The organism is Pseudomonas sp. LBUM1661 (genome assembly GCF_059695925.1).
The window spans coordinates 1,805,506-1,830,751 of the sequence record NZ_CP166794.1; the positions used below are offsets into that span (position 1 = coordinate 1,805,506).

A 25,246-nucleotide genomic window follows, 5' to 3' on the forward strand; every position below is an offset into this window, starting at 1 on the left:
CGCATGTGGCGCTTTTCTAGAATTATTGTATACAAAAAAATAACTCATTGTGTTCTATTTATTGCATCGGACTTCTGAACAAAAAGAAGGCCAACGGCTTTCCCTATAACAAAATGAGGACAGCACCATGAGCGCTTTAACCTTGAAAGTTGCAGTCAACCTGACCAGTCAAGCCATCGCCGCAGGGCGTGCAATCTCCGCAGCGCCCTTGACCATCGCCGTCCTGGATGCCGGCGGACACCTGATTTCCCTGCAACGCGAAGACGGTGCGAGCCTGTTGCGCCCGCAGATCGCCATCGGCAAAGCCTGGGGCGCCATCGCCCTGGGCAAAGGCTCACGCCTGCTGGCACTGGACGCGCAACAACGTCCGGCGTTCATCGCCGCGTTGAACAGCCTGGGGCAGGGCAGCGTCGTGCCGGCACCGGGTGGTGTGCTGATTCGCGATCAGGGCGGCAACGTGCTGGGAGCGTTGGGTATCAGCGGGGATCTGTCGGATGTTGATGAACAGTGCGCGATCACCGCGATCGAGGCGCTGGGGTTGCGGGCGGATGCGGGGGTGACGGCTTGATTAATGGGTGATTGATACACCGCTATCGCCAGCAGGCTGGCTCCCACAGAGAATTATCTGAGTGTCAGAGATAAACTGTGGGAGCCAGCCTGCTGGCGATGGCGGCTACCAGACACATCCTGCCAAAAATCCGCCCCGCCTTTCTGTGGTCACAAGGCTAGGCTCTTTTTGATTTCATCATGAAAAGGGCAAAGGAATGCCGGATTTACCTGCTTCAAACCGTCTGCGCATCGGCCGCTACGCCGAGCAAAGCCGCATCTATCTCTTAACGACAAAAACACTCGACCGAGAACCTGTTTTCAAGGACTTCACCTTGGGCAGATTAGTCGTCTCGCAACTTCGCGCTGCGCAGGACCAAGGTTGTGCAAACTCACTGGCCTGGGTCGTCATGCCGGACCATTTTCATTGGCTGATCGAATTGCAGCAGGGCTCGCTGGCTGGACTGATGCAAAGGACCAAGTCGTTGAGTACCAAGGCAGTGAATCTGTCTACCGGTCGTGGCGTCAGTCTTTGGCAGCGAGGTTTTCATGATCGAGCGCTGCGTCGTGAAGAGGACCTGGTAAAAGTCGCTCGGTATATTGTGGCTAACCCATTGCGGGCCGGGTTGGTAGGGCGGCTTGGCGACTATCCGCTGTGGGATGCAATCTGGGTTTGAACCAAAACCGAGTCGTCCCCTATCGCCAGCAGGCTGGCTCCCACAGAGGATTATGTGAGTGTCAGAGATCCACTGTGGGAGCCAGCCTGCTGGCGATAGGTGCGCTGCGGTTTAACGGTCCGGCTCACACCCCTTCAGCACCAGCCGGATAATCGTCTGCGCCGCCGCTTCATAATCCTCTTCATCGAGCTTGGCCTTGCCGGTGATGGCGGTGATTTGCCAGTCGAAGTCGGCATACGTCTGCGTCGCCGCCCAGATGCTGAACATCAGGTGGTTGGGGTCGATGGGGGCGATCTGCCCGCGGTCGATCCAGGTCTGGATGCAGTCGATGTTGTGCTTGGCCTGGCCGTTGAGCTGTTCGACCAGGTCGGCGCTCAGGTGCGGGGCGCCGTGCATGATTTCGCTGGCGAACACCTTGGAGGCAAAGGGCAAGTCGCGGGAGATGCGGATTTTTGAGCGAATGTAGCCGCTCAGCACTTCGCTGGGCACGCCGTCGGCGTTGAACGGTGTCGACGCCTGCAGGATCGGCTCGATGATACTTTCCAGGACCTCGCGGTAGAGGTTTTCCTTGGATTTGAAGTAGTAGTAGACGTTGGGCTTGGGCAATCCCGCCTTGGCTGCGATGTCACTGGTTTTGGTCGCAGCGAAGCCCTTGTCGGCAAATTCTTCACTGGCGGCACGCAGGATCAGTTGTTTGTTGCGCTCGCGGATGGTGCTCATAAACCAGGGGGTTCCTTGCCTGTTCTGGCGGTTGCGCATGGTAGCACCGGCCTCGCGCGGCGCTCAAGAATGCCCCACCACACGTTGGGCCGCGCTATGCTGCGCGGCATTCACTGAAGAAGGAAACCCGATTCATGGCAGGAAGCAGTTTGCTGTTACTGATCGACGACATTGCCGCGGTACTCGACGATGTGGCGTTGATGACCAAAATGGCCGCCAAGAAGACCGCTGGCGTGCTCGGTGACGATCTGGCGCTCAATGCCCAGCAGGTTTCCGGTGTGCGTGCCGAGCGCGAGATCCCGGTGGTATGGGCGGTGGCCAAGGGCTCGTTTTTGAACAAACTGATCCTGGTACCGTCGGCGTTGGCCATCAGCGCCTTCATTCCATGGTTGGTCACGCCGTTGTTGATGATTGGCGGCGCTTACCTGTGTTTCGAAGGGTTCGAAAAACTCGCCCACAAATTCCTGCACAGCCAGGCTGAAGAACAGGCCGAACATGCCGAACTGGTCGAGGCCGTGGCCGATCCGGCGGTCGATCTGGTGGCGTTCGAGCAGGACAAGATCAAGGGTGCCATCCGCACTGACTTCATCCTGTCGGCGGAAATCATCGCCATCACCCTGGGCACCGTGGCTGGCGCCTCCCTGACGCAACAAGTCATTGTGCTGTCGGGGATTGCGATCGTCATGACCATCGGCGTCTATGGCCTGGTCGCCGGGATCGTCAAGCTTGATGACCTCGGCCTCTGGCTGACCCAGAAACCCGGGCAGATGGCTAAAAGCATTGGCGGCGGGATTCTGCGTGCAGCGCCGTACATGATGAAAAGCCTGTCGGTGATCGGCACGGCGGCGATGTTCCTGGTCGGCGGCGGGATTCTGACCCACGGCGTGCCGGTGGTGCATCACTGGATTGAAACCATCAGTGCAGGGGCGGGTGGTGCCGGGTTTATCGTGCCGACATTGCTCAATGCAGTGGCGGGGATTGTCGCGGGTGCGGTGGTGTTGGCGGGTGTGATGGTTGTCAGCAAAATCTGGAAGTCAGTCAAAAGCTGACGCTTGAAATACGATCAAATGTGGGAGCGGGCTTGCTCGCGAAAGCGGTTTTACATTCAACATATTCGTTGACTGACACAGCGCTTTCGCAAGCAAGCCCACTCCCACATTGGTTTTGTGGTGTTTGAAACACCTCATATAAAAAGGCCATTCGATCTGCATCGAATGGCCTTTTTTGTTGCCTGTCGAATTACTCGGCAATCTGCAACTTGCGTGACTCGGTGTACACGTAACGCACTTTCTCGTATTCGAACGGCGAGTTCAGCTGACCGTAGCGGAAGCTGGTCTGGTAGCGCTTGTCGATGCCACGCAAGATCCAGATTTCCGGGTGGTTTTCGCTGACTTGGGCGACGTTCAGGAAGTTGATCGCGTTCTCGGCGGTGAAATCCACCGCCAGGCCGCCGGTGTCGCGGATGTTCGACGGTCCGAGGATCGGCAGTACGAAGTAGGCGCCGCCCGGTACACCGTAGAAGCCCAGTGTCTGGCCGAAGTCTTCGCTCTGGCGCGGCAGGCCCATGGCGGTCGCCGGGTCCCACAGGCCGGCGATGCCAATGGTGGTGTTGAGCAGCAGCCGCCCGGTGATTTCCATCGAACGCTGGCCTTTGAACTGCAGCAGGCTGTTCAACAGGTTCGGTACGTCACCAAGGTTGTTGAAGAAGTTGCTGACGCCGGTGCGCAGGAAGCTCGGGGTGATGTACCGATAGCCATCGACCACGGGCAGGAACACCCATTGGTCGAAGCGGTAGTTGAAGTGATAAACCCGGCGGTTCCACTCTTCCAGCGGGTCGTAGACGTTCAGCGCGTTGAGTGTCGAACGCTCGAACTCGCGCTGATCCAGCCCCGGGTTGATTTTGAGTTTGCTCAGCGGTTCCTTGAAGCCGTCGCTGTCGATCACAACCGGTGCGTTGGCTTTGCTGTTGTCGGCATTGGCGACGCCTGCACAGAGTAACGCTGCGATAAGCAGGAGGTATTTAGCCACGGAAGAACTCCAGCATGGCGTCGCTGTTGACGCGGTAGTTTAGGTTGCCGCAGTGGCCGCCCAGTGGATAAACGGTCAAGCGATCACCAAAGGTCTTGCGCAGGAAACCGAGGTCGCCCGGGCCGAGGATCACGTCGTCGGCGTTGTGCATGACGGCGATTTTCGGGCTGTCGTGCAGGTAGTCCTTCAGCGCATACAAACTCACCTGGTCGATCAGTTGCAGCAGGCTGCCGCCGTCGGTGCGGGCGCGCCACATCGGGATAACCTGCTCGGTGATGTAGCAGTCGAAATCGCACTGCAGCGCGCGCTTGAGAAACGGCGTGAGGCTGGTGCCTTCGGTGATCGGGTATTTCGGTGGCGTGATAAGCCCGCGACGGTTGATCAGGTCCGAGGTGAAGGCGATGTCGGCCGCCGAAAAGCGGAACGAGGTGCCGATCAACATGGCCATCTGTTCGTTGCTCAGGTGCTGCTTGGACTGTTGGAAGTCATAGAGCAGGGCATCGTTGAGGTCGATGTAGCCCTTCTGCTGGAAGTAGCGAGTCAGTTTGTTCAACACCAGTTCATAGAAGGTGGTGGAGTTGTTGATGCCCTTGACCTCGGTCTGGACCAGCTTGTCCAGGTTGGTGATCGAGGTGTAGAGGTTGACCGGCGGGTTGAGCAGCAAGACTTTCTTGAAGTTGAAGCTGCGACGGGTTTCGTCCAGATGCGCGACGAACGCCGCATCGAGCGCGCCCAGGCTGTAACCGGTCAGGTAGTAATCGGTGACCGGCACATCCGGATTCTGTGCCCGCACGGCCTGCATCACCCGGTACATGTCTTCGGCATCTTCCTTGGTGATGCCCGGGGTGGCAAAGCGGGAGGCGGCGCTCATGAAGTCGAAACTGGTCGGCGACGACAGTTGCACCACGTGGTAGCCGGCCTTGTAGTAGAGCTTTTTCAGGTATTCATTGAGGCTGCTGTCGTAGCGCGCGCCGGTGCCGGCGATCAGGAAGATCAGCGGCGCGGCTTTATCCTGGGTGGCGATGCGGTAGGTGAGTTTCTTCACCGGCCAGAAGTTGTCTGGCAGATCGAATGCACGCTCCGGGCGCAGTGTGACGCTCCGTGTCTGCTGATCGATGTCGTCGTCCAGCGGTAACTCCGGACGCAGGTCCGGCGGGGTCGTGGCAATGGTCGCCTCGAACGGGTTGGTCAAGGGGTAGCCATAACTGGCGGCGTCGATGTCGACGGCCAGTGCGGACGCACTCAATATAAGGCCGCCAAACAGGGCGGCGAAGCGCAAGGAACGGAGCATGACTAGATCCCTTAGAGAAAGGTGCCAAATGAAGTTCGCAGGCTATGACCACGGGGTGTGCGCCAAAGTGCCATGCTGCGGCACCCATCAGGCCTAATTTCGGGGTAATAGTAGACGGACGATACACTTTGCAGCTATTTCGTGGCCATTTATCTGTTACGCGCGTTTGCTTGGCGCCGCCGGGGGATTAAGCTGGCCGCCGTTTTCGTTTATTGGAGTGCTTCATGTCCCACCGTCTGCCCGTGATTTTGCTGCTTGTTTTGCTGCCTTTATGGCTGGCCGCCAGTTATGGCGCGCGTTATGGCTTTATGGAGGATGCGCAGTGGGTCGGCATCTGTGTGGACGAGGCGAGTCGCTGGGAATGCCAGATTCGTTCAAGTCTGGGGCTGATGATTCACTTCAAGGTATTGGGCTGGGGCGCGGTGGCCGCGGCGGTCATCGGTTTTGCAGTACCGGGCCGGGCAGGGTGGTGGTTGGCGGTGTTGGCGTTGGTGCTGGGGTTCCCGGCGTTGGCGTTGTACAACACGACGTTGGCAGTGTTTGCGGTGGTGATTGCCGGGTTGCGGTTGGTCCGTGCGTCTCGCGTTGCCTGATAGATCGTCATCGCGGGCAAGCCACGCTCCCACAGGGATCTTTGTCGTACACAAAATCTGTATTCACTGAAGAACCCTGGGGGAGCGGGCTTGTCCGCGATGAGGCCGACAAGCGCCTTGAAGGATTAAGCCTTGCGCACTCGCAAACTGCGCCACAACGCCACCACCATCAACACACTCACCAGCGCCCAGCCCCAGGCCTGCTGGTTTTGCAGACCTTCACGAAACAGCTGCGGTGCAATGCCGGCGCCGATGATGAAGGTCAGCAGGGCGATTTCCCGACGCGGCACGCTCACCGGGCGGCACAGGTAAACCAGCGCCGGCAGGATGAACGCAACACTCGGGAAGCTGCGATAACGCGGATCGAACACCAGCTCCAGCATCATGACGGCCGCCGCAAATCCTGCGGCCGCCAACAACCAGCCAGCCCGACGCTCCAGCGCATTGAACGCCCGTTCACGCCAGCCGGTGCGTGCGCTCAGCGTCAGTGCGGCATGCGCCAGCACCAGCAGATTCAACGCCGTCAGCAACGCGACCCACAGCCATTCACTGGCGAATCGTGTAGTGACGCGGGCCAGGTCGCCCCAGGCGCCAATCGAACAAGCAGCCAATGCGCCCAGCAGCGGTAGAACCAACGCCGCGCGGGTGCTGCGCACGCGACCGCCGAGGATCAGCGTGCCGAGAAAGATCACGCCGCCCACCACCAGCCACTGTGACCAGTACGGCACGTTCGACACCGGGCCGGCCAGTACGCCTTTGTCCTGGCGATCGGCATCGAACAGGCCCCAGTAACCGCCGACCGCGCCTTCGCTTGCGCGTTTCCACGGCTGGTCGAAGGCTTCGATCAGGTTGTAATGCCAGCCTTGCTGTTCGGCCATGATCACGAAGGCACGAATGAAATTGGCTTCATTGACCCGGCTGGGCAGGGCGGTTTCGCGTTGGCGGCCTTCGCTGGGCCAGCCGGTTTCGCCAATCATCACGTCCTTGGGCGCGAATTTGTTGCCGAACACCTGACGCACTTCGGCGACATGTTGCAGGGCGGCGTCGATGTTCGATGGATCGTCTTCCCAGTACGGCAGCAAATGGATGGTCAGGAAATCCACCGCCGGGGCGATTTCCGGGTGCTTGAGCCAGAACTCCCAGACATCGGCATAAGTGACAGGCTGTTTGACCTGGCTCTTGACCTTGTTAATAAGCTTCGCCAACTGCGGGCCGGTGACTTCCTTGCGCAACAGGGTCTCGTTGCCGACGATCACCGAAGTCACCACGTCTGCGTTGGCGTTGGCCGAGGCGATCAGCAGGTCGACTTCTTTCTCGGTGTCGATCGGATTGCTGTTGACCCAGGCGCCGATCATCAACTTCAGTCCGTGCTTGCGCGCGAGATCCGGCAGGGCCTCGAGGCCGGTCATGGAATAGGTGCGGATGCATTCGAAGCTTTTGGCCAGCAGCGCGAGGTCAGCGTCCATGCGCTCGGGGCGCAACTTGAACGGCTGATCGAACGGCGACTGATCCTTGTCGAACGGCGTGTAGGAGGCACATTGCAGCTTGTGCGTGGCGCTGGCCACGTCCGGCAGAATCACCGGTTTGCCGAGGCCGTACCAGAAACCAGCGAGGGCAAAAAGCCCCAACAGGCAGGCGAATAGATAAGCAAAAAAAGGAAAGCGTGATGTCGCGGGCATGGTCAGGCCGTCTGGGAGCAAAGCCGCGCATGTTACCTGCATTTGGTGCGCGCTTGGTGGCCTGCACAATTTTGACATGCAAAGTTCGGGCGGATTGGCCGGGTGGCTTTCGGTGGTCTAGATTAATGGCGTTCTGATGTCGTTTCTCGATGCCTTGAGGTCGCTGGCAGCACAGGTCGCCATCGGCGTCAGGTTGATTATCGAGACGTCAGTACTCCGCTGACGATCGAGCGAGTTTGCGGGTGAGGCGTGATGGGGGCGCTGTGCACCATAACAATACGTTGACGCGGCTCGGCATCCGTCGAGCGCAGCACTTTCGGGGAAGTAACGATGAAGATGCGACGACTTTTAGGCGCGGGTGCCGCTCTGGTACTTGCGATTGGCTCCACTATGGCCAATGCCGAGAGCAAGACCCTGAGCATCGGTTACGTCGACGGTTGGTCCGACAGCGTCGCGACGACCCACGTGGCAGCAGAAGTGATCAAGCAGAAGCTCGGTTATGACGTGAAGCTGCAAGCGGTCGCCACCGGGATCATGTGGCAGGGTGTGGCCACTGGCAAACTTGACGCCATGATGTCTGCGTGGCTGCCGGTGACTCACGGCGATTACTGGACCAAGAACAAGGATCAAGTCGTCGACTACGGCCCGAACTTCAAGGACGCGAAAATTGGTCTGATCGTGCCCGAGTACGTCAAGGCCAAGACCATTGACGATCTGAAAACCGACGACAGCTTCAAGAAACGTATCGTCGGCATCGACGCCGGTTCGGGCGTGATGCTCAAGTCCGAACAGGCAATCAAGGACTATGGCCTGACCGGGTATCAACTCAAGGCCAGTTCCGGCGCCGGCATGATTGCCGAGCTGACCCGTGCCGAGAAGAAAAACGAATCCATTGCCGTCACCGGTTGGGTGCCGCACTGGATGTTCGCCAAGTGGAAACTGCGCTTCCTGGACGACCCGAAAGGCGTTTATGGCGCGGCTGAAACCGTGAACAACATCGGCAGCAAAGAACTGGCAACCAAAGCACCGGAAGTGGCCAAGTTCCTGAAGAACTTCCAATGGGCGTCGAAAGACGAAATCGGCGAAGTCATGTTGGCAATCCAGGATGGCGCCAAGCCTGAAGCCGCCGCGAAAGATTGGGTGGCCAAACACCCGGAACGCGTTGCAGACTGGACCAAATGATGTGAGCTGACGCGTCTGGTCGGCACTTCTCAGGGCCGCTTGGCATTATTGCCAAGCGGCCTTTTGTTTTTCCCCTGTGGGAGCGAGCAAGTCGAATCGTCGCACCGCCGCTCCCACATTTGTTTGATGCAGGCCGGAAAATGGCGATTCCGTCATGTCGTTCTAATACTAAGGTCGTCTGGAACCTGCCCCGCAGCCGCATAGAGTGGATAACGTTCCAACTTCATCTGTGCTGCGAGGATAAAAACAATGAACGACAGCATTTACCTCTCGATTCAAAACAGCCCGCGCTTCAAGGAGCTGGTTAGTAAGCGAGAAAAGTTCGCCTGGATTCTTTCGGCGATCATGCTTGGGCTTTACTCCGGATTCATCCTTTTGATTGCTTACGGGCCGCATATTCTGGGCGCGAAAATCAGCCCCGAATCTTCGATTACCTGGGGGATACCGATTGGTGTCGGGCTGATTCTCTCAGCCTTTATCCTGACTGCAATCTATGTTCAACGCGCCAATGGCGAATTTGACGACCTGAACAATGCGATTCTCAAGGAGGCTCAGCAATGATCCGGCGTCTAATGGCTCTATTGAGCATCGCAGCCTTTGCACCTGGCGCCTGGGCCGCTGAAGCCCTGACTGGCGAAGTGCACAAACAACCCCTCAACGTTTCCGCGATCCTGATGTTCGTGGCGTTTGTCGGTTTGACCCTGTGCATCACCTACTGGGCCTCCAAGCGCAACAACTCGGCGGCTGACTACTATGCGGCGGGTGGCAAGATCACCGGCTTCCAGAACGGTCTGGCGATTGCCGGCGACTACATGTCGGCGGCGTCCTTCCTGGGTATTTCCGCGCTGGTATTCACTTCTGGCTACGACGGCCTGATCTACTCGATCGGCTTCCTGGTGGGTTGGCCGATCATTCTGTTCCTGATCGCCGAGCGCCTGCGTAACCTGGGTAAATACACCTTTGCCGACGTGGCGTCCTATCGTCTTGGGCAAACCCAGATCCGCACGCTGTCGGCTTGCGGTTCGCTGGTGGTAGTGGCGTTCTACCTGATCGCGCAAATGGTCGGTGCCGGCAAGCTGATCCAGCTGCTGTTCGGTCTCGACTACTACGTCGCGGTGATCCTGGTCGGTATCCTGATGTGCATGTACGTGCTGTTCGGCGGCATGCTGGCGACCACTTGGGTGCAGATCATCAAGGCAGTGTTGCTGCTGTCCGGTGCCTCGTTCATGGCGCTGATGGTGATGAAGCACGTCAACTTCGACTTCAGCCTGCTGTTTTCCGAGGCGATCAAGGTTCACCCTAAAGGTGAGGCGATCATGAGCCCGGGTGGGCTGGTGAAAGATCCGGTCTCGGCGTTCTCCCTCGGCCTGGCACTGATGTTCGGTACCGCTGGCCTGCCGCATATCCTGATGCGCTTCTTCACCGTGAGTGACGCAAAAGAAGCTCGCAAGAGCGTGCTGTATGCAACTGGCTTCATCGGCTACTTCTACATCCTGACGTTCATCATCGGCTTCGGCGCGATCCTGTTGGTCAGCACTAACCCGGCCTTCAAAGATGCGGCTGGCGCGCTGTTGGGCGGCAACAACATGGCGGCGGTGCACCTGGCTAACGCGGTGGGTGGCAGTATCTTCCTGGGCTTCATCTCGGCGGTAGCGTTCGCGACCATCCTGGCGGTAGTGGCTGGTTTGACCCTGGCCGGTGCGACGGCGGTGTCTCACGACCTGTATGCCAGCGTGATCAAGAAGGGCAAGGCCAACGACAAGGACGAGATTCGCGTCTCGAAAATCACCACCGTTTGCCTGGGTGTGCTGGCGATCGGTCTGGGCATTCTGTTCGAAAGCCAGAACATCGCGTTCATGGTGGGCTTGGCGTTCTCCATCGCGGCGAGCTGTAACTTCCCGGTGCTGCTGCTTTCCATGTACTGGAAGAAGCTGACCACCCGCGGTGCGATGATCGGTGGCTGGTTGGGTCTGATCAGTGCCGTTGGCTTGATGGTGCTTGGGCCAACCATCTGGGTGCAAATCCTGCATCATGAGAAGGCTATCTTCCCGTATGAGTACCCGGCGCTGTTCTCCATGGCCATTGCGTTTATCGGGATCTGGTTCTTCTCGGTCACTGACAAGTCGACTGCAGGTGCAAACGAGCGGGCGCTGTTCTTCCCTCAGTTTGTGCGTTCGCAGACGGGTTTGGGGGCGAGTGGGGCGGTTGCTCACTAAGGCTATATAAGCTGCGTTAAACAGAAATGCCCCGATTGAGAGATCGGGGCATTTTTTATTGGGCGGTTATCGACCACTGTAGGAGGCATGTCTTGCCTGCGATGGTGGCCTTATAGGTGACCAGTCTCTCGCAGATGTACACAGTCCAAATGTGAGAGCTGGCCTGCCAGCGATGGCGGCCTGATAGCCGACCATGTTCTTTCAGGTGTACATATCCATTGCTGCGGTAACGGCCACTTACGGTTTCGCCCTTACGGCGAGTCCCTTTTGTCAAACGCCACAAAAGGAACCAAAAAGTCTTGCCCCAGCGTCCGGCCCCTCGCTTAGGCTCGGCGTTCCTTCGTTCCGGTATCCATCCGGGGACACTGCCCTCCGGTCTGCTTCGCGACGACCTACATGCAGCGTGTTCGACTGCGTCGAACGGCGCTGCGCGCCACTCCCCGGATGAACACCTCCACTCAGCCTACCGAAGGGGCGGGTGGATCAAGATCAAAAGCTTGCAGGCGAGCTAGCGCTCGGCCTTGAGTGGTGAAAAGCATGCGTACGCAGTCCCCTGTAGGAGCGAGCTCCTACAGGGGGTGGTGGTGTTTTTGATGTTGCGTTCGCTGTTGATCCTGCCGTTGCTTTGCTTTGCTTTGGCTTCAGATCTGCCGCCCCTTTCCCAGAGGCCGAACACAGGCGTTGCGCAGGGGGCAACCCGGCATGGATGCCGGGTTAGCCGCCCCCGGCCATGGATGGCCGATGGCGGCGGGCCCCCGGAGCAATGCCTTCGTTACGGCATGCCGAGCCTAAGCGAGGCACCGAATGGAGGGGCAAGAGCCCTTGGTTACTTGGGGCTCTTCCAAGTGACACGCCGTAAGGGCGTAACCTCAAGAGGCCGTTACCGCAGGAATGGATATGTACACAATAATAGAGCCCGATCGGCCCGCAGGCCGTCGCGTACTCAATCTCAGGCACAAACAAAAACGGCCCCTATCTAAATAGAGGCCGTTCCCGGTACAACTCAAGACGTTATCGCAAGACAGGTCTTATTTGCGGTCTTCCAGCTTGGTGATGTCACGCGACTCGTAGCCGGTGTACAGCTGGCGCGGACGGCCAATCTTGTACGGGCTGGAGAGCATTTCTTTCCAGTGGGAGATCCAGCCAACGGTCCGCGCCAACGCGAAGATCACGGTGAACATGCTGGTTGGAATGCCGATCGCCTTGAGGATGATCCCCGAGTAGAAGTCGACGTTCGGGTACAGCGAGCGTTCGATGAAGTACGGGTCGGTCAGGGCGATCTCTTCCAGGCGCATGGCCAGTTCGAGTTGCGGATCGTTGGTGATGCCCAGTTCTTTCAGCACTTCGTCGCAGGTCTGCTTCATGACGGTTGCGCGTGGGTCGCGGTTTTTGTAAACCCGGTGACCGAAGCCCATCAGTTTGAACGGATCGTTCTTGTCCTTGGCCTTGGCGATGTACTTGTCGATGTTCGACACATCGCCAATTTCATCGAGCATAGTCAGAACAGCTTCGTTCGCGCCGCCGTGGGCAGGGCCCCACAGTGCAGCGATGCCGGCGGCGATACAGGCAAACGGGTTGGCACCCGAAGAACCGGCCAGGCGTACGGTGGACGTCGATGCGTTCTGCTCGTGGTCGGCATGGAGGATGAAGATCTTGTCCATGGCGTTGGCGAGGACCGGGCTGATCGGTTTGATCTCGCACGGGGTGTTGAACATCATGTGCAGGAAGTTTTCCGCGTACGTCAGGTCGTTGCGCGGGTACATCATGGGTTGGCCCATGGAGTACTTGTAAACCATCGCTGCCAGGGTCGGCATCTTGGCAACCAGACGGATCGCGGAAATTTCGCGATGCTGCGGGTTATTGATGTCCAGAGAGTCGTGGTAGAAGGCCGAGAGGGCGCCCACTACACCGCACATGACGGCCATCGGGTGGGCGTCACGACGGAAGCCGTTGAAAAACGTCTTCAGCTGCTCGTGAACCATGGTGTGGTTCTTCACGGTGCTGACGAACTGGGCCTTCTGTTCTGCGGTCGGCAGTTCGCCGTTGAGCAGCAGATAGCAGGTTTCCAGGTAGTCCGACTTTTCAGCCAGCTGTTCGATCGGGTAGCCGCGGTGCAGCAGAATGCCGTTGTCGCCGTCGATATAGGTGATCTTCGACTCGCAGGAAGCGGTCGACATGAAACCAGGGTCAAAGGTGAAACGGCCCGTGGCCGTCAAGCCCCGAACATCGATAACATCGGGACCAACGGTGCCGGTTAAAATGGGCAGCTCGACGGGGGCTGCGCCCTCGATGATCAACTGCGCTTTTTTGTCAGCCATGTGGCCTCCTATTTATGCTTGAAATCATCAGACAGACCCCCCACGCAGGGCCCGCACCACTATAGTGAGATAAATTCGAATGTCAATTTGCCTAAAGTCTTGCTCCAGAAGGCTTTAACCGGACTTTTTCCTCGAAATTGACTGCCATTTACGCCTTTTATCCAACTTGTGCAATGCGCTATTAGGGGAAGGTGAACGCGTTGTCATTAGTAGCCTAACTGTCTATACTCGGCCTCCGACCGCCAGGGGCTTTTGGGCCTGCTTTATTGGGGGTCGCACTCCCTGGGTGGTGGGTACCTGACCAGTGCACTCCCCAACAACTTTGCCCTGATTGTTAGGGGCTCTTCAGTGTGAAAAAAAGCCGTGAATAGCCAACGACCTGTAAACCTAGACCTAAGGACCATCAAACTCCCAGTCACTGCTTACACGTCCATTCTTCACCGAATCTCCGGTGTCATCCTCTTTGTCAGCCTGGCCATCATGCTTTATGCATTGGACAAATCGCTCGACTCGGAAGAAGGCTTCGGTCAGGTGAAAGCGTGTCTGACCAGTCCGCTAGCCAAGCTAGTGACATGGGGCATCCTGTCCGCCTTGCTGTATCACCTGGTTGCCGGTGTGCGCCACTTGATCATGGACATGGGCATCGGTGAGACGCTTGAAGGCGGCAAACTGGGCTCGAAAATCGTTATCGCCGTTTCCGTGGTGGTAATCGTTCTGGCAGGAGTTTGGATATGGTAACTAACGTCACGAACCTGTCGCGTTCGGGCCTCTATGACTGGATGGCACAACGTGTGTCTGCGGTCGTTCTCGCGGCTTACTTCATTTTCCTGATCGGATACGTCGTTGCCCATCCTGGCATCGGCTACGCCCAATGGCATGAACTGTTCGCAAGCAACTGGATGCGTATTTTCAGTCTCCTGGCCCTCGTTGCCCTCGGCGCTCACGCCTGGGTCGGCATGTGGACCATCGCGACCGACTACCTGACGCCAATGGCGTTCGGCAAGTCCGCGACTGCAATACGTTTCCTCTTCCAGGCAGTATGCGGCGTCGCGATGTTCGCGTACTTCGTCTGGGGTGTGCAGATTCTTTGGGGTATCTGATTCATGTCTACTACAGTTAATACGCTTTCGTTCGACGCCATCATCATTGGCGGCGGCGGTGCTGGCATGCGCGCTGCTCTGCAGCTGGCACAAGGTGGTCACAAGACTGCCGTAGTCACCAAGGTTTTCCCGACTCGTTCGCACACTGTATCCGCCCAGGGTGGCATCACCTGCGCCATCGCCTCGGCAGATCCGAACGATGACTGGCGCTGGCACATGTACGATACCGTCAAGGGTTCCGACTATATCGGTGACCAGGACGCTATCGAATACATGTGTTCCGTAGGCCCGGAAGCGGTTTTCGAACTCGAGCACATGGGCTTGCCGTTCTCCCGTACCGAACAGGGCCGCATCTATCAGCGTCCGTTCGGCGGTCAGTCGAAAGACTTCGGTAAAGGTGGCCAGGCTGCACGTACGTGCGCCGCTGCCGACCGTACCGGTCACGCCTTGCTGCACACCCTGTACCAGGCCAACCTCAAGGCCGGCACCGTATTCCTCAACGAATACTACGGCGTCGACCTGGTGAAGAACGAAGATGGTGCCTTTGTCGGCATGATCGTGATCTGCATCGAGACTGGCGAAACTTCCTACGTCCGCGCTAACGCCACCGTATTGGCGACCGGCGGTGCAGGTCGTATCTACTCGTCCACCACCAATGCCCTGATCAACACCGGTGACGGCGTCGGCATGGCCCTGCGTGCTGGCGTGCCGGTACAAGACATCGAAATGTGGCAGTTCCACCCGACCGGCATCGCCGGCGCCGGTGTACTGGTGACTGAAGGCTGCCGCGGTGAAGGCGGTTACCTGATCAACAAGCACGGCGAGCGTTTCATGGAGCGTTATGCTCCGAACGCCAAAGACCTCGCGGGTCGTGACGTTGTTGCTCGTTCGATGGTTAAGGAAATCATCGCCGGCAACGGTTGCGGTCCGGATGGCGACCACGTAATGCTGAAACTCGATCACCTCGGTGAAGAAGTTCTGCACAGCCGTCTGCCAGGCATCATGGAACTGTCCAAGACCTTCGCTCACGTCGATCCAGCCGTGGCGCCGATTCCGGTCGTTCCAACCTGCCACTATATGATGGGCGGCGTTGCCACCAACATTCATGGCCAGGCAATCACCCAGGATGCTGACGGCGTTGACCAGATCATCCCAGGCCTGTTCGCCGTAGGCGAAGTGGCTTGCGTATCGGTTCACGGTGCCAACCGTCTGGGCGGCAACTCGCTGCTCGACCTGGTGGTATTCGGTCGTGCCGCCGGCCTGTTCCTGGAACAGACCCTGAAAGAAGGCGTCGACTATGCTCGCCCTCGCCAGTCCGACATCGACGCTGCCCTGGCACGTCTCGATGGCCTGAACTCGCGTACCGAAGGCGAAGACGTCGCGACCCTGCGTAAAGAACTGCAAAACTGCATGCAGAACTACTTCGGTGTATTCCGTACCGGCGAATACATGCAGAAGGGTATTGCCCAGCTGGCTGATCTGCGTGGCCGTATCGCCAACGTCAAGATCAACGACAAGAGCCAGGCGTTCAACACGGCTCGTATCGAAGCGCTGGAACTGCAGAACCTGCTGGAAGTGGCCGAAGCAACCGCCATCGCCGCAGAGATCCGCAAAGAGTCCCGCGGTGCTCACGCCCGTGAAGACTACGAAGACCGCGACGACGAAAACTGGCTGTGCCACACCCTGTACTTCCCGGGTGACAAGCGCGTGACCAAGCGTGCTGTGAACTTCTCGCCGAAGACTGTTCCGACTTTTGAACCTAAGATTCGGACTTATTAAGGGTGGCCGCCATGTTGCAAGTCAGTGTTTATCGCTACAACCCTGATCAGGACGCTGCGCCGTTCATGCAGGAATTTACGGTCGATACCGGTGGTAAAGACCTGATGGTGCTGGACGTGCTGGCCCTGATCAAAGAGCAGGACGAAGGTTTCTCCTATCGTCGCTCTTGCCGTGAAGGTGTTTGCGGTTCCGACGGCATGAACATCAACGGCAAAAACGGCCTGGCGTGCGTCACGCCGCTGTCCGCTGTCGTCAAAGGTAACAAGCTGATCGTTCGTCCGCTGCCAGGTTTGCCGGTAATCCGTGACCTGGTCGTCGATATGAGCATCTTCTACAAGCAATACGAGAAGGTTAAGCCATACCTGCAGAACGACACGCCGGCTCCGGCCATCGAACGTCTGCAGACCCCTGAAGAGCGTGAAAAGCTCGACGGTCTGTACGAGTGCATCCTGTGCGCTTGCTGCTCGACCTCTTGCCCGTCCTTCTGGTGGAACCCGGACAAGTTCCTGGGTCCAGCTGCTCTGCTGCAAGCGTATCGCTTCCTGGCAGACAGCCGCGACACCAAAACTGCCGAGCGTCTGGCTTCGCTGGATGACCCGTTCAGCGTATTCCGCTGCCGCGGGATCATGAACTGCGTCAACGTCTGTCCGAAAGGCCTGAACCCGACTAAGGCCATCGGTCACGTACGTAACATGCTGCTGCAAAGCGGCGTGTGATTCAGCTGCTGTAAATGTAGGACCGCTGTACCCGTAGATGCTACGGCGCAGGCTTCAACCGGCGCCGTAGTTTTAACCTGAGCAGCAGCTTATAAGGCTGCGGCTCTTATTTTGAAGAAATGAGACAAGCAGGGGCATCCGGGCTGGTACCCGGACTATCAGCGTGATCCTAAGTGGCTTGTTTTGGTCGCTGCATTCGGACTTCTGCAAGTTTGCTCGGTGTCGACGCCGGTGGTGTTCCCCTAACCGAGGGTGACCAAGCATGCAAGAAAGCGTGATGCAGCGCATGTGGAACAGCGCCTACCTATCCGGTAGTAACGCTGCCTATGTGGAAGAGCTCTACGAGCTCTACCTGCACGACCCTAACGCTGTGCCAGAAGAGTGGCGCACCTACTTCCAGAAGTTGCCTGCTGACGGCAACACTGCCACCGATGTTTCGCACTCCACAATTCGCGATCATTTCGTCTTGCTGGCAAAGAACCAGCGCCGCGCCCAACCGGTTTCCGCCGGCAGCGTGAGCAGTGAGCACGAGAAGAAGCAAGTTGAAGTGCTGCGATTGATCCAGGCCTACCGTATGCGTGGCCACCAGGCAGCCCAGCTTGACCCGCTGGGGCTGTGGCAGCGTCCTGCACCTGCAGACCTGTCGATCAATCATTACGGCTTGACCAATGCCGATCTTGATACGACCTTCCGTGCCGGCGACCTGTTCATCGGCAAAGAGGAGGCGAGCCTACGCGAAATTCACGAAGCGTTGCAGCAGACATATTGCCGCACCATCGGCGCTGAATTTACGCACATCACCGATTCCGAGCAGCGCCAGTGGTTCCAGCAACGTCTGGAAAGCGTACGCGGCCGTCCGACGTACTCTGCCGACATCAAGAGCCACTTGCTTGAGCGCGTGACTGCCGGCGAAGGCCTGGAAAAATACCTGGGCACCAAATACCCGGGCACCAAGCGTTTCGGTCTGGAAGGCGGCGAAAGCCTGATTCCGATGCTCGACGAGCTGATCCAGCGTTCCGGTTCCTACGGCACCAAGGAAATCGTCATCGGCATGGCCCACCGTGGCCGTCTGAACGTGCTGGTCAACACCTTCGGCAAGAACCCGCGCGAGTTGTTCGACGAGTTCGAAGGCAAGAAAAAGGTCGAGCTGGGTTCCGGTGACGTTAAGTATCACCAGGGCTTCTCGTCCAACGTCATGACCACCGGCGGTGAAGTTCACCTGGCCATGGCTTTCAACCCGTCCCACCTGGAAATCGTTTCTCCAGTGGTAGAAGGTTCGGTGCGCGCCCGTCAGGATCGTCGTAACGACCCGACCGGTGAAAAGGTTCTGCCGATCTCCATCCACGGTGACGCGGCATTCGCCGGCCAGGGCGTGGTGATGGAAACCTTCCAGATGTCGCAGACCCGCGGTTTCAAAACCGGCGGCACCGTGCACATCGTGATCAACAACCAGGTTGGTTTCACCATCAGCAACCCGCTGGACGCACGCTCCACCGAGTACGCGACCGACGTTGCGAAAATGATCCAGGCGCCGATCCTCCATGTGAATGGTGATGATCCGGAAGCTGTATTGTTCGTGACCCAGCTGGCTATCGATTACCGCATGCAGTTCAAGCGTGACGTGGTCATCGACATGTTCTGCTACCGTCGTCGCGGCCACAACGAGGCCGACGAGCCAAGCGGCACCCAGCCTCTGATGTATCAGCAGATCGCCAAGCAGCGCACGACCCGTGAGCTGTACGCCGATCGTCTGACCCAGGGCGGTGTGCTGGACGCAGAGCGTGTTCAGGCGAAGATCGATGAATACCGCAACGCGCTGGACAACGGTCTGCATGTTGTAAAAAGCCTGGTCAAAGAGCCGAACAAAGAGTTGTTCGTGGACTGGCGTCCGTATCTGGGCCACGCCTGGACTGCGCGTCACGACACGCGTTTCGACCTGAAGACCTTGCAGGAACTGTCCGCCAAGCTGCTGGAAATTCCAGAAGGCTTCGTGGTTCAGCGCCAGGTTGCCAAGATCTACGAAGACCGTCAGAAAATGCAAGCCGGCGGCCTGCCGATCAACTGGGGTTACGCCGAAACCATGGCGTACGCGACCCTGGCGTTCGAAGGTCACCCGATTCGCATGACTGGCCAGGACATCGGCCGCGGTACGTTCTCGCACCGTCATGCTGTCTTGCACAACCAGAAAGACGCTGGCACCTACATCCCGCTGCAGCACCTGTACGACGGGCAGCCACGTTTCGACCTGTACGATTCGTTCCTGTCCGAGGAAGCCGTACTGGCGTTCGAATACGGTTACTCGACCACCACGCCTGATGCGCTGGTGATCTGGGAAGCCCAGTTCGGCGACTTCGCCAACGGTGCCCAGGTGGTTATCGACCAGTTCATCACCAGTGGCGAGCACAAGTGGGGCCGTCTGTGCGGTCTGACCATGCTGCTGCCGCACGGTTACGAAGGTCAGGGGCCGGAGCACTCCTCGGCGCGTCTTGAGCGTTACCTGCAGCTGTGCGCCGAGCACAACATTCAGGTGTGCTTGCCGACGACACCAGCCCAGATCTACCACTTGTTGCGCCGTCAGGTGATTCGCCCGCTGCGTAAACCATTGGTAGTGCTGACGCCTAAGTCGCTGCTGCGCCACAAACTGGCCATTTCGACCCTGGAAGATCTGGCTGAAGGTTCGTTCCAGACCGTTATCCCGGAAATCGATGCCCAAGACCCGAAAAAGGTCGAGCGCATTGTTCTGTGCAGCGGCAAGGTCTACTACGACCTGCTGGAAAAACGCCGTGCCGAAGGTCGTGACGACATCGCCATCGTGCGTATCGAGCAGCTGTACCCATTCCCTGAGGACGACTTGAACGAAGTCCTGGCTCCTTATACCAACCTCAAACATATCGTTTGGTGTCAGGAAGAGCCGATGAACCAGGGTGCCTGGTACTGCAGCCAACACCACATGCGTCGCATCGTTGGCAATCACAACAAAGCGCTCGTTCTCGAGTACGCCGGTCGTGATGCTTCCGCTGCACCTGCTTGTGGTTATGCATCGATGCACGCTGAGCAGCAGGAAAAACTGCTGCAAGACGCCTTTACTGTTTAACGCCTTCGCGCACCTGAAACCGAATTTAAGGACCCACAGATAATGGCTATCGAAATCAAAGCCCCCACTTTCCCGGAATCGGTTGCCGATGGCACCGTTGCCACCTGGCACAAAAAAGCGGGCGACGCCGTCAAACGTGATGACCTGATCGTCGACATCGAAACCGACAAGGTTGTGCTGGAAGTGTTGGCGACGGCTGACGGCGTGCTGGGCGCTATCGTCAAGAACGAAGGCGACACTGTTCTGTCCGACGAAGTCCTGGGCTCGATCGAAGCGGGCGGCGCTGCTGCCGCTCCAGCGGCTGCCGCGGCTCCGGCTGCTGCACAAGCGGCTGCTCCTGCTGGCGAAGGCGAAGACGATCCTGTTGCTGCACCGGCTGCTCGCAAGCTGGCTGAAGAAAACGGTATCAACATCGCTTCCGTTGCCGGCACTGGCAAAGGCGGTCGTGTGACCAAGGAAGACGTGGTAGCGGCTGTTGCTGCCAAGAAAGCCGCTCCGGCTGCCGCGCCTGCCAAGGCTGCTGCACCTGCTGCTGCCGCTCCAGTTTTCGCTGCCGGTGAGCGCGTTGAAAAACGCGTTCCAATGACCCGTCTGCGTGCCAAGGTTGCCGAGCGTCTGGTTGAAGCTCAATCGAACATGGCGATGCTGACCACGTTCAACGAAGTCGACATGACCGAAGTCATGGCCCTGCGTTCGAAGTACAAGGACCTGTTCGAGAAGTCCCACAACGGCGTACGCCTGGGCTTCATGTCGTTCTTCGTGAAAGCGGCCACCGAAGCGCTGAAACGCTTCCCGGCCGTCAACGCGTCGATCGACGGTGCCGACATCGTTTACCACGGCTACGCCGACGTCGGTGTTGCTGTTTCCAGCGACCGCGGCCTGGTTGTACCGGTTCTGCGTAACGCCGAACTGATGAGCCTGGCTGAAATCGAAGGCGGCATCGCCACCTTCGGCAAGAAGGCTCGCGATGGCAAACTTTCGATGGACGAAATGACCGGCGGCACGTTCACCATCACCAACGGTGGTACTTTCGGTTCGATGATGTCGACGCCGATCGTCAACCCGCCGCAAGCGGCCATCCTGGGCATGCACAACATTCTGCAGCGTCCTATGGCGATCAACGGTCAGGTCGTCATCCGTCCGATGATGTACCTGGCTCTGTCCTACGATCACCGTCTGATCGATGGCAAAGAAGCTGTGACCTTCCTGGTTACCATCAAGAACCTGCTGGAAGACCCGGCTCGTTTGCTGCTGGATATCTGATAGAAGCAGTCGCGAGCTGCAAGCTTCAAGCTGCAAGTAAAGGCAGCTTGGCTTGTGGTTTGCGGCTTCAAGCTTGCCGCAAAAAAGAGGATTTTTTGAATGTCGCAGAAATTTGACGTAGTAGTGATCGGCGCGGGCCCTGGCGGCTACGTAGCTGCCATCAAAGCAGCACAGCTGGGTCTCACTACCGCCTGCATCGAGAAATACACCGACAAGGAAGGCAAACTGGCCCTCGGCGGTACTTGCCTGAACGTCGGCTGCATTCCCTCCAAGGCGCTGCTGGACAGCTCCTGGAAATACAAAGAAGCCAAAGAAGGCTTCGCGATCCACGGTATCAACCACGCTGGCGTGACCATGGACGTGGCTGCAATGGTTGGCCGTAAAGCCAACATCGTCAAAGGCCTGACCTCTGGCGTTGCGACCCTGTTCAAAGCCAACGGTGTGACCTCCATCGAGGGTCACGGCAAGCTGCTGGCCGGCAAGAAAGTCGAAGTCACCAAGCCTGACGGTTCGGTAGAAATCATCGAAGCCGAAAACGTCATCCTGGCTCCAGGTTCGCGTCCGATCGACATTCCACCCGCTCCGGTTGACCAGAATGTGATCGTCGATTCGACTGGCGCCCTGGAATTCCAATCCGTACCTAAGCGTCTGGGCGTGATCGGCGCTGGCGTGATCGGTCTGGAACTGGGTTCGGTCTGGTCGCGTCTGGGTGCGGAAGTGACTGTCCTGGAAGCCCTGGACACCTTCCTGATGGCTGCTGACGCCGCTGTTTCCAAGGAAGCGCTGAAAACCCTGACCAAACAGGGCCTGGACATCAAGCTGGGCGCTCGCGTGACCGGTTCCAAAGTGAACGGCGACGAAGTCGTGGTGAACTACACCGATGCCAACGGCGAACAGAACATCACGTTCGACAAGCTGATCGTAGCCGTTGGTCGCCGTCCAGTGACCACTGATCTGTTGTCTGCCGACTGCGGCGTGACCCTCGACGAGCGCGGTTTCGTACACGTTGACGATCACTGCGCCACCACTGTACCGGGCGTCTACGCCATCGGTGACGTGGTTCGCGGCATGATGCTGGCGCACAAAGCGTCGGAAGAAGGCATCATGGTCGTCGAGCGCATCAAGGGCCACAAAGCCCAGATGAACTATGATTTGATCCCGTCGGTTATTTATACTCACCCGGAAATCGCGTGGGTGGGTAAAACCGAGCAGGCCTTGAAGGCTGAAGGCGTTGAAGTTAACGTTGGCACCTTCCCGTTCGCCGCCAGCGGCCGTGCCATGGCAGCCAACGACACCGGTGGTTTCGTCAAAGTCATCGCCGATGCCAAGACTGACCGCGTATTGGGCGTCCACGTGATTGGCCCGAGCGCTGCAGAACTGGTTCAGCAGGGCGCGATCGGTATGGAATTCGGCACCAGCGCTGAAGACCTGGGCATGATGGTTTTCTCCCATCCGACCCTGTCTGAAGCCTTGCACGAAGCAGCTCTGGCTGTGAATGGCGGCGCCATCCACATCGCCAACCGCAAGAAGCGTTAAGACAATAAGAAACCACGGCGGAATGGCCCGTCGTGAGCCTTGCATGCAAGTCTCACCGCGGAATATCCGCTGGACGCAGTCTTGCGTAGCTGCACCGGTTGTCCGGAAAGGCTACGCAAGCAGCAGTCACAGGTGGTGCGGCACTTGAACAAGTGCAGCACCGAATGCGCAGTACCTAACGAAGACGGTAATAAGCATGAATCTTCACGAGTATCAGGGTAAGCAGCTGTTCGCTGAGTACGGCCTGCCAGTATCCCAGGGTTTCGCCGTAGACACCCCGGAAGCAGCAGCAGAAGCTTGCGACAAGATCGGTGGCACCGAGTGGGTTGTCAAAGCCCAGGTCCACGCTGGTGGTCGCGGTAAAGCGGGCGGCGTCAAGCTGGTTCGCAGCAAAGAAGACGCCAAAGCCTTCGCTCAACAGTGGTTGGGCAAGCGTCTGGTGACTTACCAGACTGATGCCAATGGTCAGCCAGTCACCAAGATCCTGGTTGAATCGTGCACTGATATCGCTAAAGAGCTGTACCTGGGCGCTGTCGTTGACCGTTCGAGCCGTCGCATCGTGTTCATGGCTTCCACCGAAGGTGGCGTGGACATCGAGAAAATCGCTCACGACACCCCTGAGAAAATCCTCAAGGCCACTATCGATCCACTGGTTGGCGCTCAGCCATTCCAGGGTCGCGAGCTGGCATTTCAGCTGGGTCTGGAAGGCAAGCAAGTTGCTCAGTTCGCCAAGATCTTCGTAGGTCTGGCCAAGCTGTTCAAGGATCACGACCTGGCTCTGCTGGAAGTGAACCCGCTGGTGATCAAGGCTGACGGCGATCTGCATTGCCTCGATGCCAAGATCAACATCGACGCCAACGCCATGTACCGTCAGCCTAAGCTGAAGACTTTCCACGATCCGTCGCAAGACGATCCGCGCGAAGCGCACGCTGCCAAGTTCGAACTGAACTACGTAGCACTGGAAGGCAACATCGGTTGCATGGTCAACGGTGCTGGCCTGGCCATGGGTACCATGGACATCGTCAACCTGCATGGCGGCAAACCAGCCAACTTCCTCGACGTGGGCGGCGGTGCTACCAAAGAACGCGTTACCGAAGCGTTCAAGATCATTCTGTCCGACACTAACGTCGCTGCAGTACTGGTCAACATCTTCGGCGGCATCGTTCGCTGCGACATGATTGCCGAAGGCATCATCGGCGCTGTGAAAGAAGTCGGCGTGAAAATCCCGGTTGTTGTTCGCCTTGAAGGCAACAACGCTGAGCTGGGCGCTAAAGTACTGGCAGAAAGCGGTTTGAACATCATCGCTGCTACCAGCCTGACCGACGCTGCTCAACAAGTTGTTAAAGCTGCGGAGGGCAAGTAATGAGCGTCCTGATCAATAAAGACACCAAAGTTATCTGCCAGGGTATTACCGGTTCGCAAGGTAGTTTCCACACCCAGCAAGCCATCGAATACGGCACCAAGATGGTCGGTGGCGTTACTCCGGGCAAAGGCGGCACCGAGCACCTGGGTCTGCCAGTGTTCAACACCGTGAAAGACGCTGTAGCTGCCACTGGCGCCACCGCCAGCGTGATCTACGTTCCAGCTCCTTTCTGCAAGGACTCCATCCTGGAAGCAGCCTTCGGCGGCATCAAGCTGATCGTTTGCATCACTGAAGGCATTCCTACCCTGGACATGCTGGATGCCAAGGTCAAGTGCGACGAGCTGGGCGTAGTCCTGATCGGTCCTAACTGCCCAGGCGTGATCACTCCAGGCGAATGCAAGATCGGCATCATGCCAGGTCACATTCACTTGCCAGGCAAAGTCGGTATCGTTTCCCGTTCCGGCACCCTGACCTACGAAGCTGTGAAGCAGACTACTGACGCCGGTTTCGGTCAGTCGACTTGCGTCGGCATCGGTGGTGACCCGATCCCGGGTTCGAACTTCATCGACATCCTGAAGCTGTTCCAGGAAGACCCGAAGACCGAAGCGATCGTCATGATCGGTGAGATCGGCGGTTCGGCTGAAGAAGAAGCGGCTGCCTACATCAAGGCACACGTGACCAAGCCGGTTGTTTCCTACATCGCTGGTGTGACTGCCCCTGCGGGCAAGCGCATGGGCCATGCTGGCGCAATCATCTCTGGCGGCAAAGGCACTGCAGACGAGAAGTTTGCAGCCCTGGAAGACGCAGGCGTTAAAACCGTGCGTTCGCTGGCAGACATCGGCAAGGCTTTGTCCGAGCTGACCGGTTGGGCGATCAAGTAAGCCTCGCGCTTAGCTGACGCTTCACCCAACAAAGGCCACCTTCGGGTGGCTTTTGTCGTTTCCGGGGTTTGTGTTGGCCGTGCGGGCCTCTTCGCGGGCAAGCCTCGCTACTACAGATTGCGGCGCCCACACGTATGGCGAATAACCTGTAGAAGCGAGGCTTGCCCGCGAAGGCGTTCTAACAGACGCCCACCCATTACATGCAAAAACGCGACACAAAAATGTCGCAGATCGGATAGTTCGCCCTCTAACAGTGCGTTTCCT

21 protein-coding genes are annotated in these 25,246 nt (G+C 58.1%); 16 read left to right on the plus strand and 5 right to left on the minus strand.

Annotated elements, in window-relative coordinates:
* Positions 1–127: 127 nt before the first annotated feature.
* Together ACA057_RS08250 and ACA057_RS08255 are read left to right on the plus strand one after the other, a co-directional pair.
* Positions 128–568 carry a GlcG/HbpS family heme-binding protein gene (locus ACA057_RS08250; RefSeq protein ID WP_497347383.1) on the plus strand — a complete coding sequence of 147 codons (441 nt, stop codon included), beginning with the start codon at positions 128–130 and terminating at the stop codon, positions 566–568.
* Positions 569–764: 196 nt separating this feature from the next.
* A complete protein-coding gene (locus ACA057_RS08255) occupies positions 765–1,223 on the plus strand; it encodes an REP-associated tyrosine transposase (RefSeq protein ID WP_497347385.1) in 459 nt (152 codons plus the stop codon).
* 111 nt (positions 1,224–1,334) lie between these two features.
* Here ACA057_RS08255 and ACA057_RS08260 read toward each other — a convergent pair whose 3' ends face one another.
* On the minus strand, positions 1,335–1,943 hold the full coding sequence (locus ACA057_RS08260; protein WP_401358417.1) for a TetR/AcrR family transcriptional regulator: 609 nt from the start codon (positions 1,941–1,943) through the stop codon (positions 1,335–1,337).
* A 134-nt stretch (positions 1,944–2,077) separates the two neighbouring features.
* Here ACA057_RS08260 and ACA057_RS08265 point away from each other — a divergent pair, with 134 nt between their 5' ends.
* Positions 2,078–2,992, plus strand: coding sequence for a DUF808 domain-containing protein (locus tag ACA057_RS08265; protein ID WP_497347387.1), 915 nt, complete (start codon positions 2,078–2,080; stop codon positions 2,990–2,992).
* Positions 2,993–3,182: 190 nt separating this feature from the next.
* On the opposite strand, the gene ACA057_RS08270 is transcribed toward ACA057_RS08265, so the two are convergent.
* The gene (locus ACA057_RS08270) at positions 3,183–3,971 is read right to left on the minus strand and encodes an MlaA family lipoprotein (protein ID WP_497347389.1); all 789 of its coding nucleotides are present in this window, start codon (positions 3,969–3,971) and stop codon (positions 3,183–3,185) included.
* Positions 3,964–5,262: a serine/threonine protein kinase gene (locus ACA057_RS08275; RefSeq protein WP_497347391.1), complete on the minus strand. Its 1,299-nt coding sequence runs from the start codon at positions 5,260–5,262 to the stop codon at positions 3,964–3,966. The genes ACA057_RS08270 and ACA057_RS08275 overlap by 8 nt, the downstream gene beginning before the upstream one ends.
* Before the next feature lie 224 nt (positions 5,263–5,486).
* On the opposite strand from ACA057_RS08275, the gene ACA057_RS08280 reads away from it, so the two are divergent.
* On the plus strand, positions 5,487–5,855 hold the full coding sequence (locus tag ACA057_RS08280; RefSeq protein WP_497347393.1) for a hypothetical protein: 369 nt from the start codon (positions 5,487–5,489) through the stop codon (positions 5,853–5,855).
* A gap of 125 nt (positions 5,856–5,980) precedes the next feature.
* Here ACA057_RS08280 and ACA057_RS08285 read toward each other — a convergent pair whose 3' ends face one another.
* On the minus strand, positions 5,981–7,576 hold the full coding sequence (locus tag ACA057_RS08285; RefSeq protein WP_497347395.1) for a glycoside hydrolase family 17 protein: 1,596 nt from the start codon (positions 7,574–7,576) through the stop codon (positions 5,981–5,983).
* Between the two features lie 288 nt (positions 7,577–7,864).
* Between ACA057_RS08285 and ACA057_RS08290 the strand changes: the two genes are divergently transcribed.
* The 3 genes from ACA057_RS08290 to ACA057_RS08300 all read left to right on the plus strand — a co-directional run bounded on the left by ACA057_RS08290 (position 7,865) and on the right by ACA057_RS08300 (position 10,932).
* On the plus strand, positions 7,865–8,716 hold the full coding sequence (locus tag ACA057_RS08290) for a glycine betaine ABC transporter substrate-binding protein (protein WP_497347398.1): 852 nt from the start codon (positions 7,865–7,867) through the stop codon (positions 8,714–8,716).
* 249 nt (positions 8,717–8,965) lie between these two features.
* Positions 8,966–9,277, plus strand: a complete 312-nt coding sequence (locus tag ACA057_RS08295; RefSeq protein ID WP_497347400.1) for a DUF485 domain-containing protein — start codon at positions 8,966–8,968, stop codon at positions 9,275–9,277.
* Positions 9,274–10,932: a cation acetate symporter gene (locus ACA057_RS08300; RefSeq protein WP_497347402.1), complete on the plus strand. Its 1,659-nt coding sequence runs from the start codon at positions 9,274–9,276 to the stop codon at positions 10,930–10,932. Before ACA057_RS08295 ends, ACA057_RS08300 begins: the two co-directional genes overlap by 4 nt.
* Positions 10,933–11,960: 1,028 nt before the next feature.
* Here the strand turns inward: ACA057_RS08300 and gltA are convergent.
* Entirely contained in the window at positions 11,961–13,250 is a 1,290-nt protein-coding gene (gene gltA / locus ACA057_RS08305; RefSeq protein ID WP_008148584.1) for a citrate synthase, read from the minus strand.
* 363 nt (positions 13,251–13,613) lie between these two features.
* Here gltA and sdhC point away from each other — a divergent pair, with 363 nt between their 5' ends.
* The 9 genes from sdhC (at position 13,614) to sucD (ending at position 24,982) form a co-directional block, all read left to right on the plus strand.
* Positions 13,614–13,988, plus strand: coding sequence for a succinate dehydrogenase, cytochrome b556 subunit (gene sdhC, locus ACA057_RS08310; protein ID WP_401358429.1), 375 nt, complete (start codon positions 13,614–13,616; stop codon positions 13,986–13,988).
* Positions 13,982–14,350 (plus strand): succinate dehydrogenase, hydrophobic membrane anchor protein, encoded by a 369-nt coding sequence (gene sdhD, locus ACA057_RS08315; protein WP_027922414.1) that lies wholly within the window; start codon positions 13,982–13,984, stop codon positions 14,348–14,350. Before sdhC ends, sdhD begins: the two co-directional genes overlap by 7 nt.
* 3 nt (positions 14,351–14,353) lie before the next feature.
* On the plus strand, positions 14,354–16,129 hold the full coding sequence (gene sdhA, locus ACA057_RS08320) for a succinate dehydrogenase flavoprotein subunit (protein WP_059402220.1): 1,776 nt from the start codon (positions 14,354–14,356) through the stop codon (positions 16,127–16,129).
* Positions 16,130–16,140: 11 nt separating this feature from the next.
* Positions 16,141–16,845, plus strand: coding sequence for a succinate dehydrogenase iron-sulfur subunit (locus tag ACA057_RS08325; protein ID WP_056743991.1), 705 nt, complete (start codon positions 16,141–16,143; stop codon positions 16,843–16,845).
* 262 nt (positions 16,846–17,107) lie between these two features.
* On the plus strand, positions 17,108–19,939 hold the full coding sequence (locus tag ACA057_RS08330; RefSeq protein ID WP_497347405.1) for a 2-oxoglutarate dehydrogenase E1 component: 2,832 nt from the start codon (positions 17,108–17,110) through the stop codon (positions 19,937–19,939).
* Between the two features lie 42 nt (positions 19,940–19,981).
* On the plus strand, positions 19,982–21,202 hold the full coding sequence (odhB, locus tag ACA057_RS08335; protein WP_401358434.1) for a 2-oxoglutarate dehydrogenase complex dihydrolipoyllysine-residue succinyltransferase: 1,221 nt from the start codon (positions 19,982–19,984) through the stop codon (positions 21,200–21,202).
* Between the two features lie 99 nt (positions 21,203–21,301).
* The gene (gene lpdA / locus ACA057_RS08340; protein ID WP_140670637.1) at positions 21,302–22,738 is read left to right on the plus strand and encodes a dihydrolipoyl dehydrogenase; all 1,437 of its coding nucleotides are present in this window, start codon (positions 21,302–21,304) and stop codon (positions 22,736–22,738) included.
* Positions 22,739–22,934: 196 nt separating this feature from the next.
* Positions 22,935–24,101 carry an ADP-forming succinate--CoA ligase subunit beta gene (gene sucC, locus ACA057_RS08345; protein WP_008148602.1) on the plus strand — a complete coding sequence of 389 codons (1,167 nt, stop codon included), beginning with the start codon at positions 22,935–22,937 and terminating at the stop codon, positions 24,099–24,101.
* Positions 24,101–24,982 (plus strand): succinate--CoA ligase subunit alpha, encoded by an 882-nt coding sequence (sucD, locus tag ACA057_RS08350; RefSeq protein WP_008148605.1) that lies wholly within the window; start codon positions 24,101–24,103, stop codon positions 24,980–24,982. The genes sucC and sucD overlap by 1 nt, the downstream gene beginning before the upstream one ends.
* The last annotated feature ends 264 nt before the right edge of the window (positions 24,983–25,246 follow it).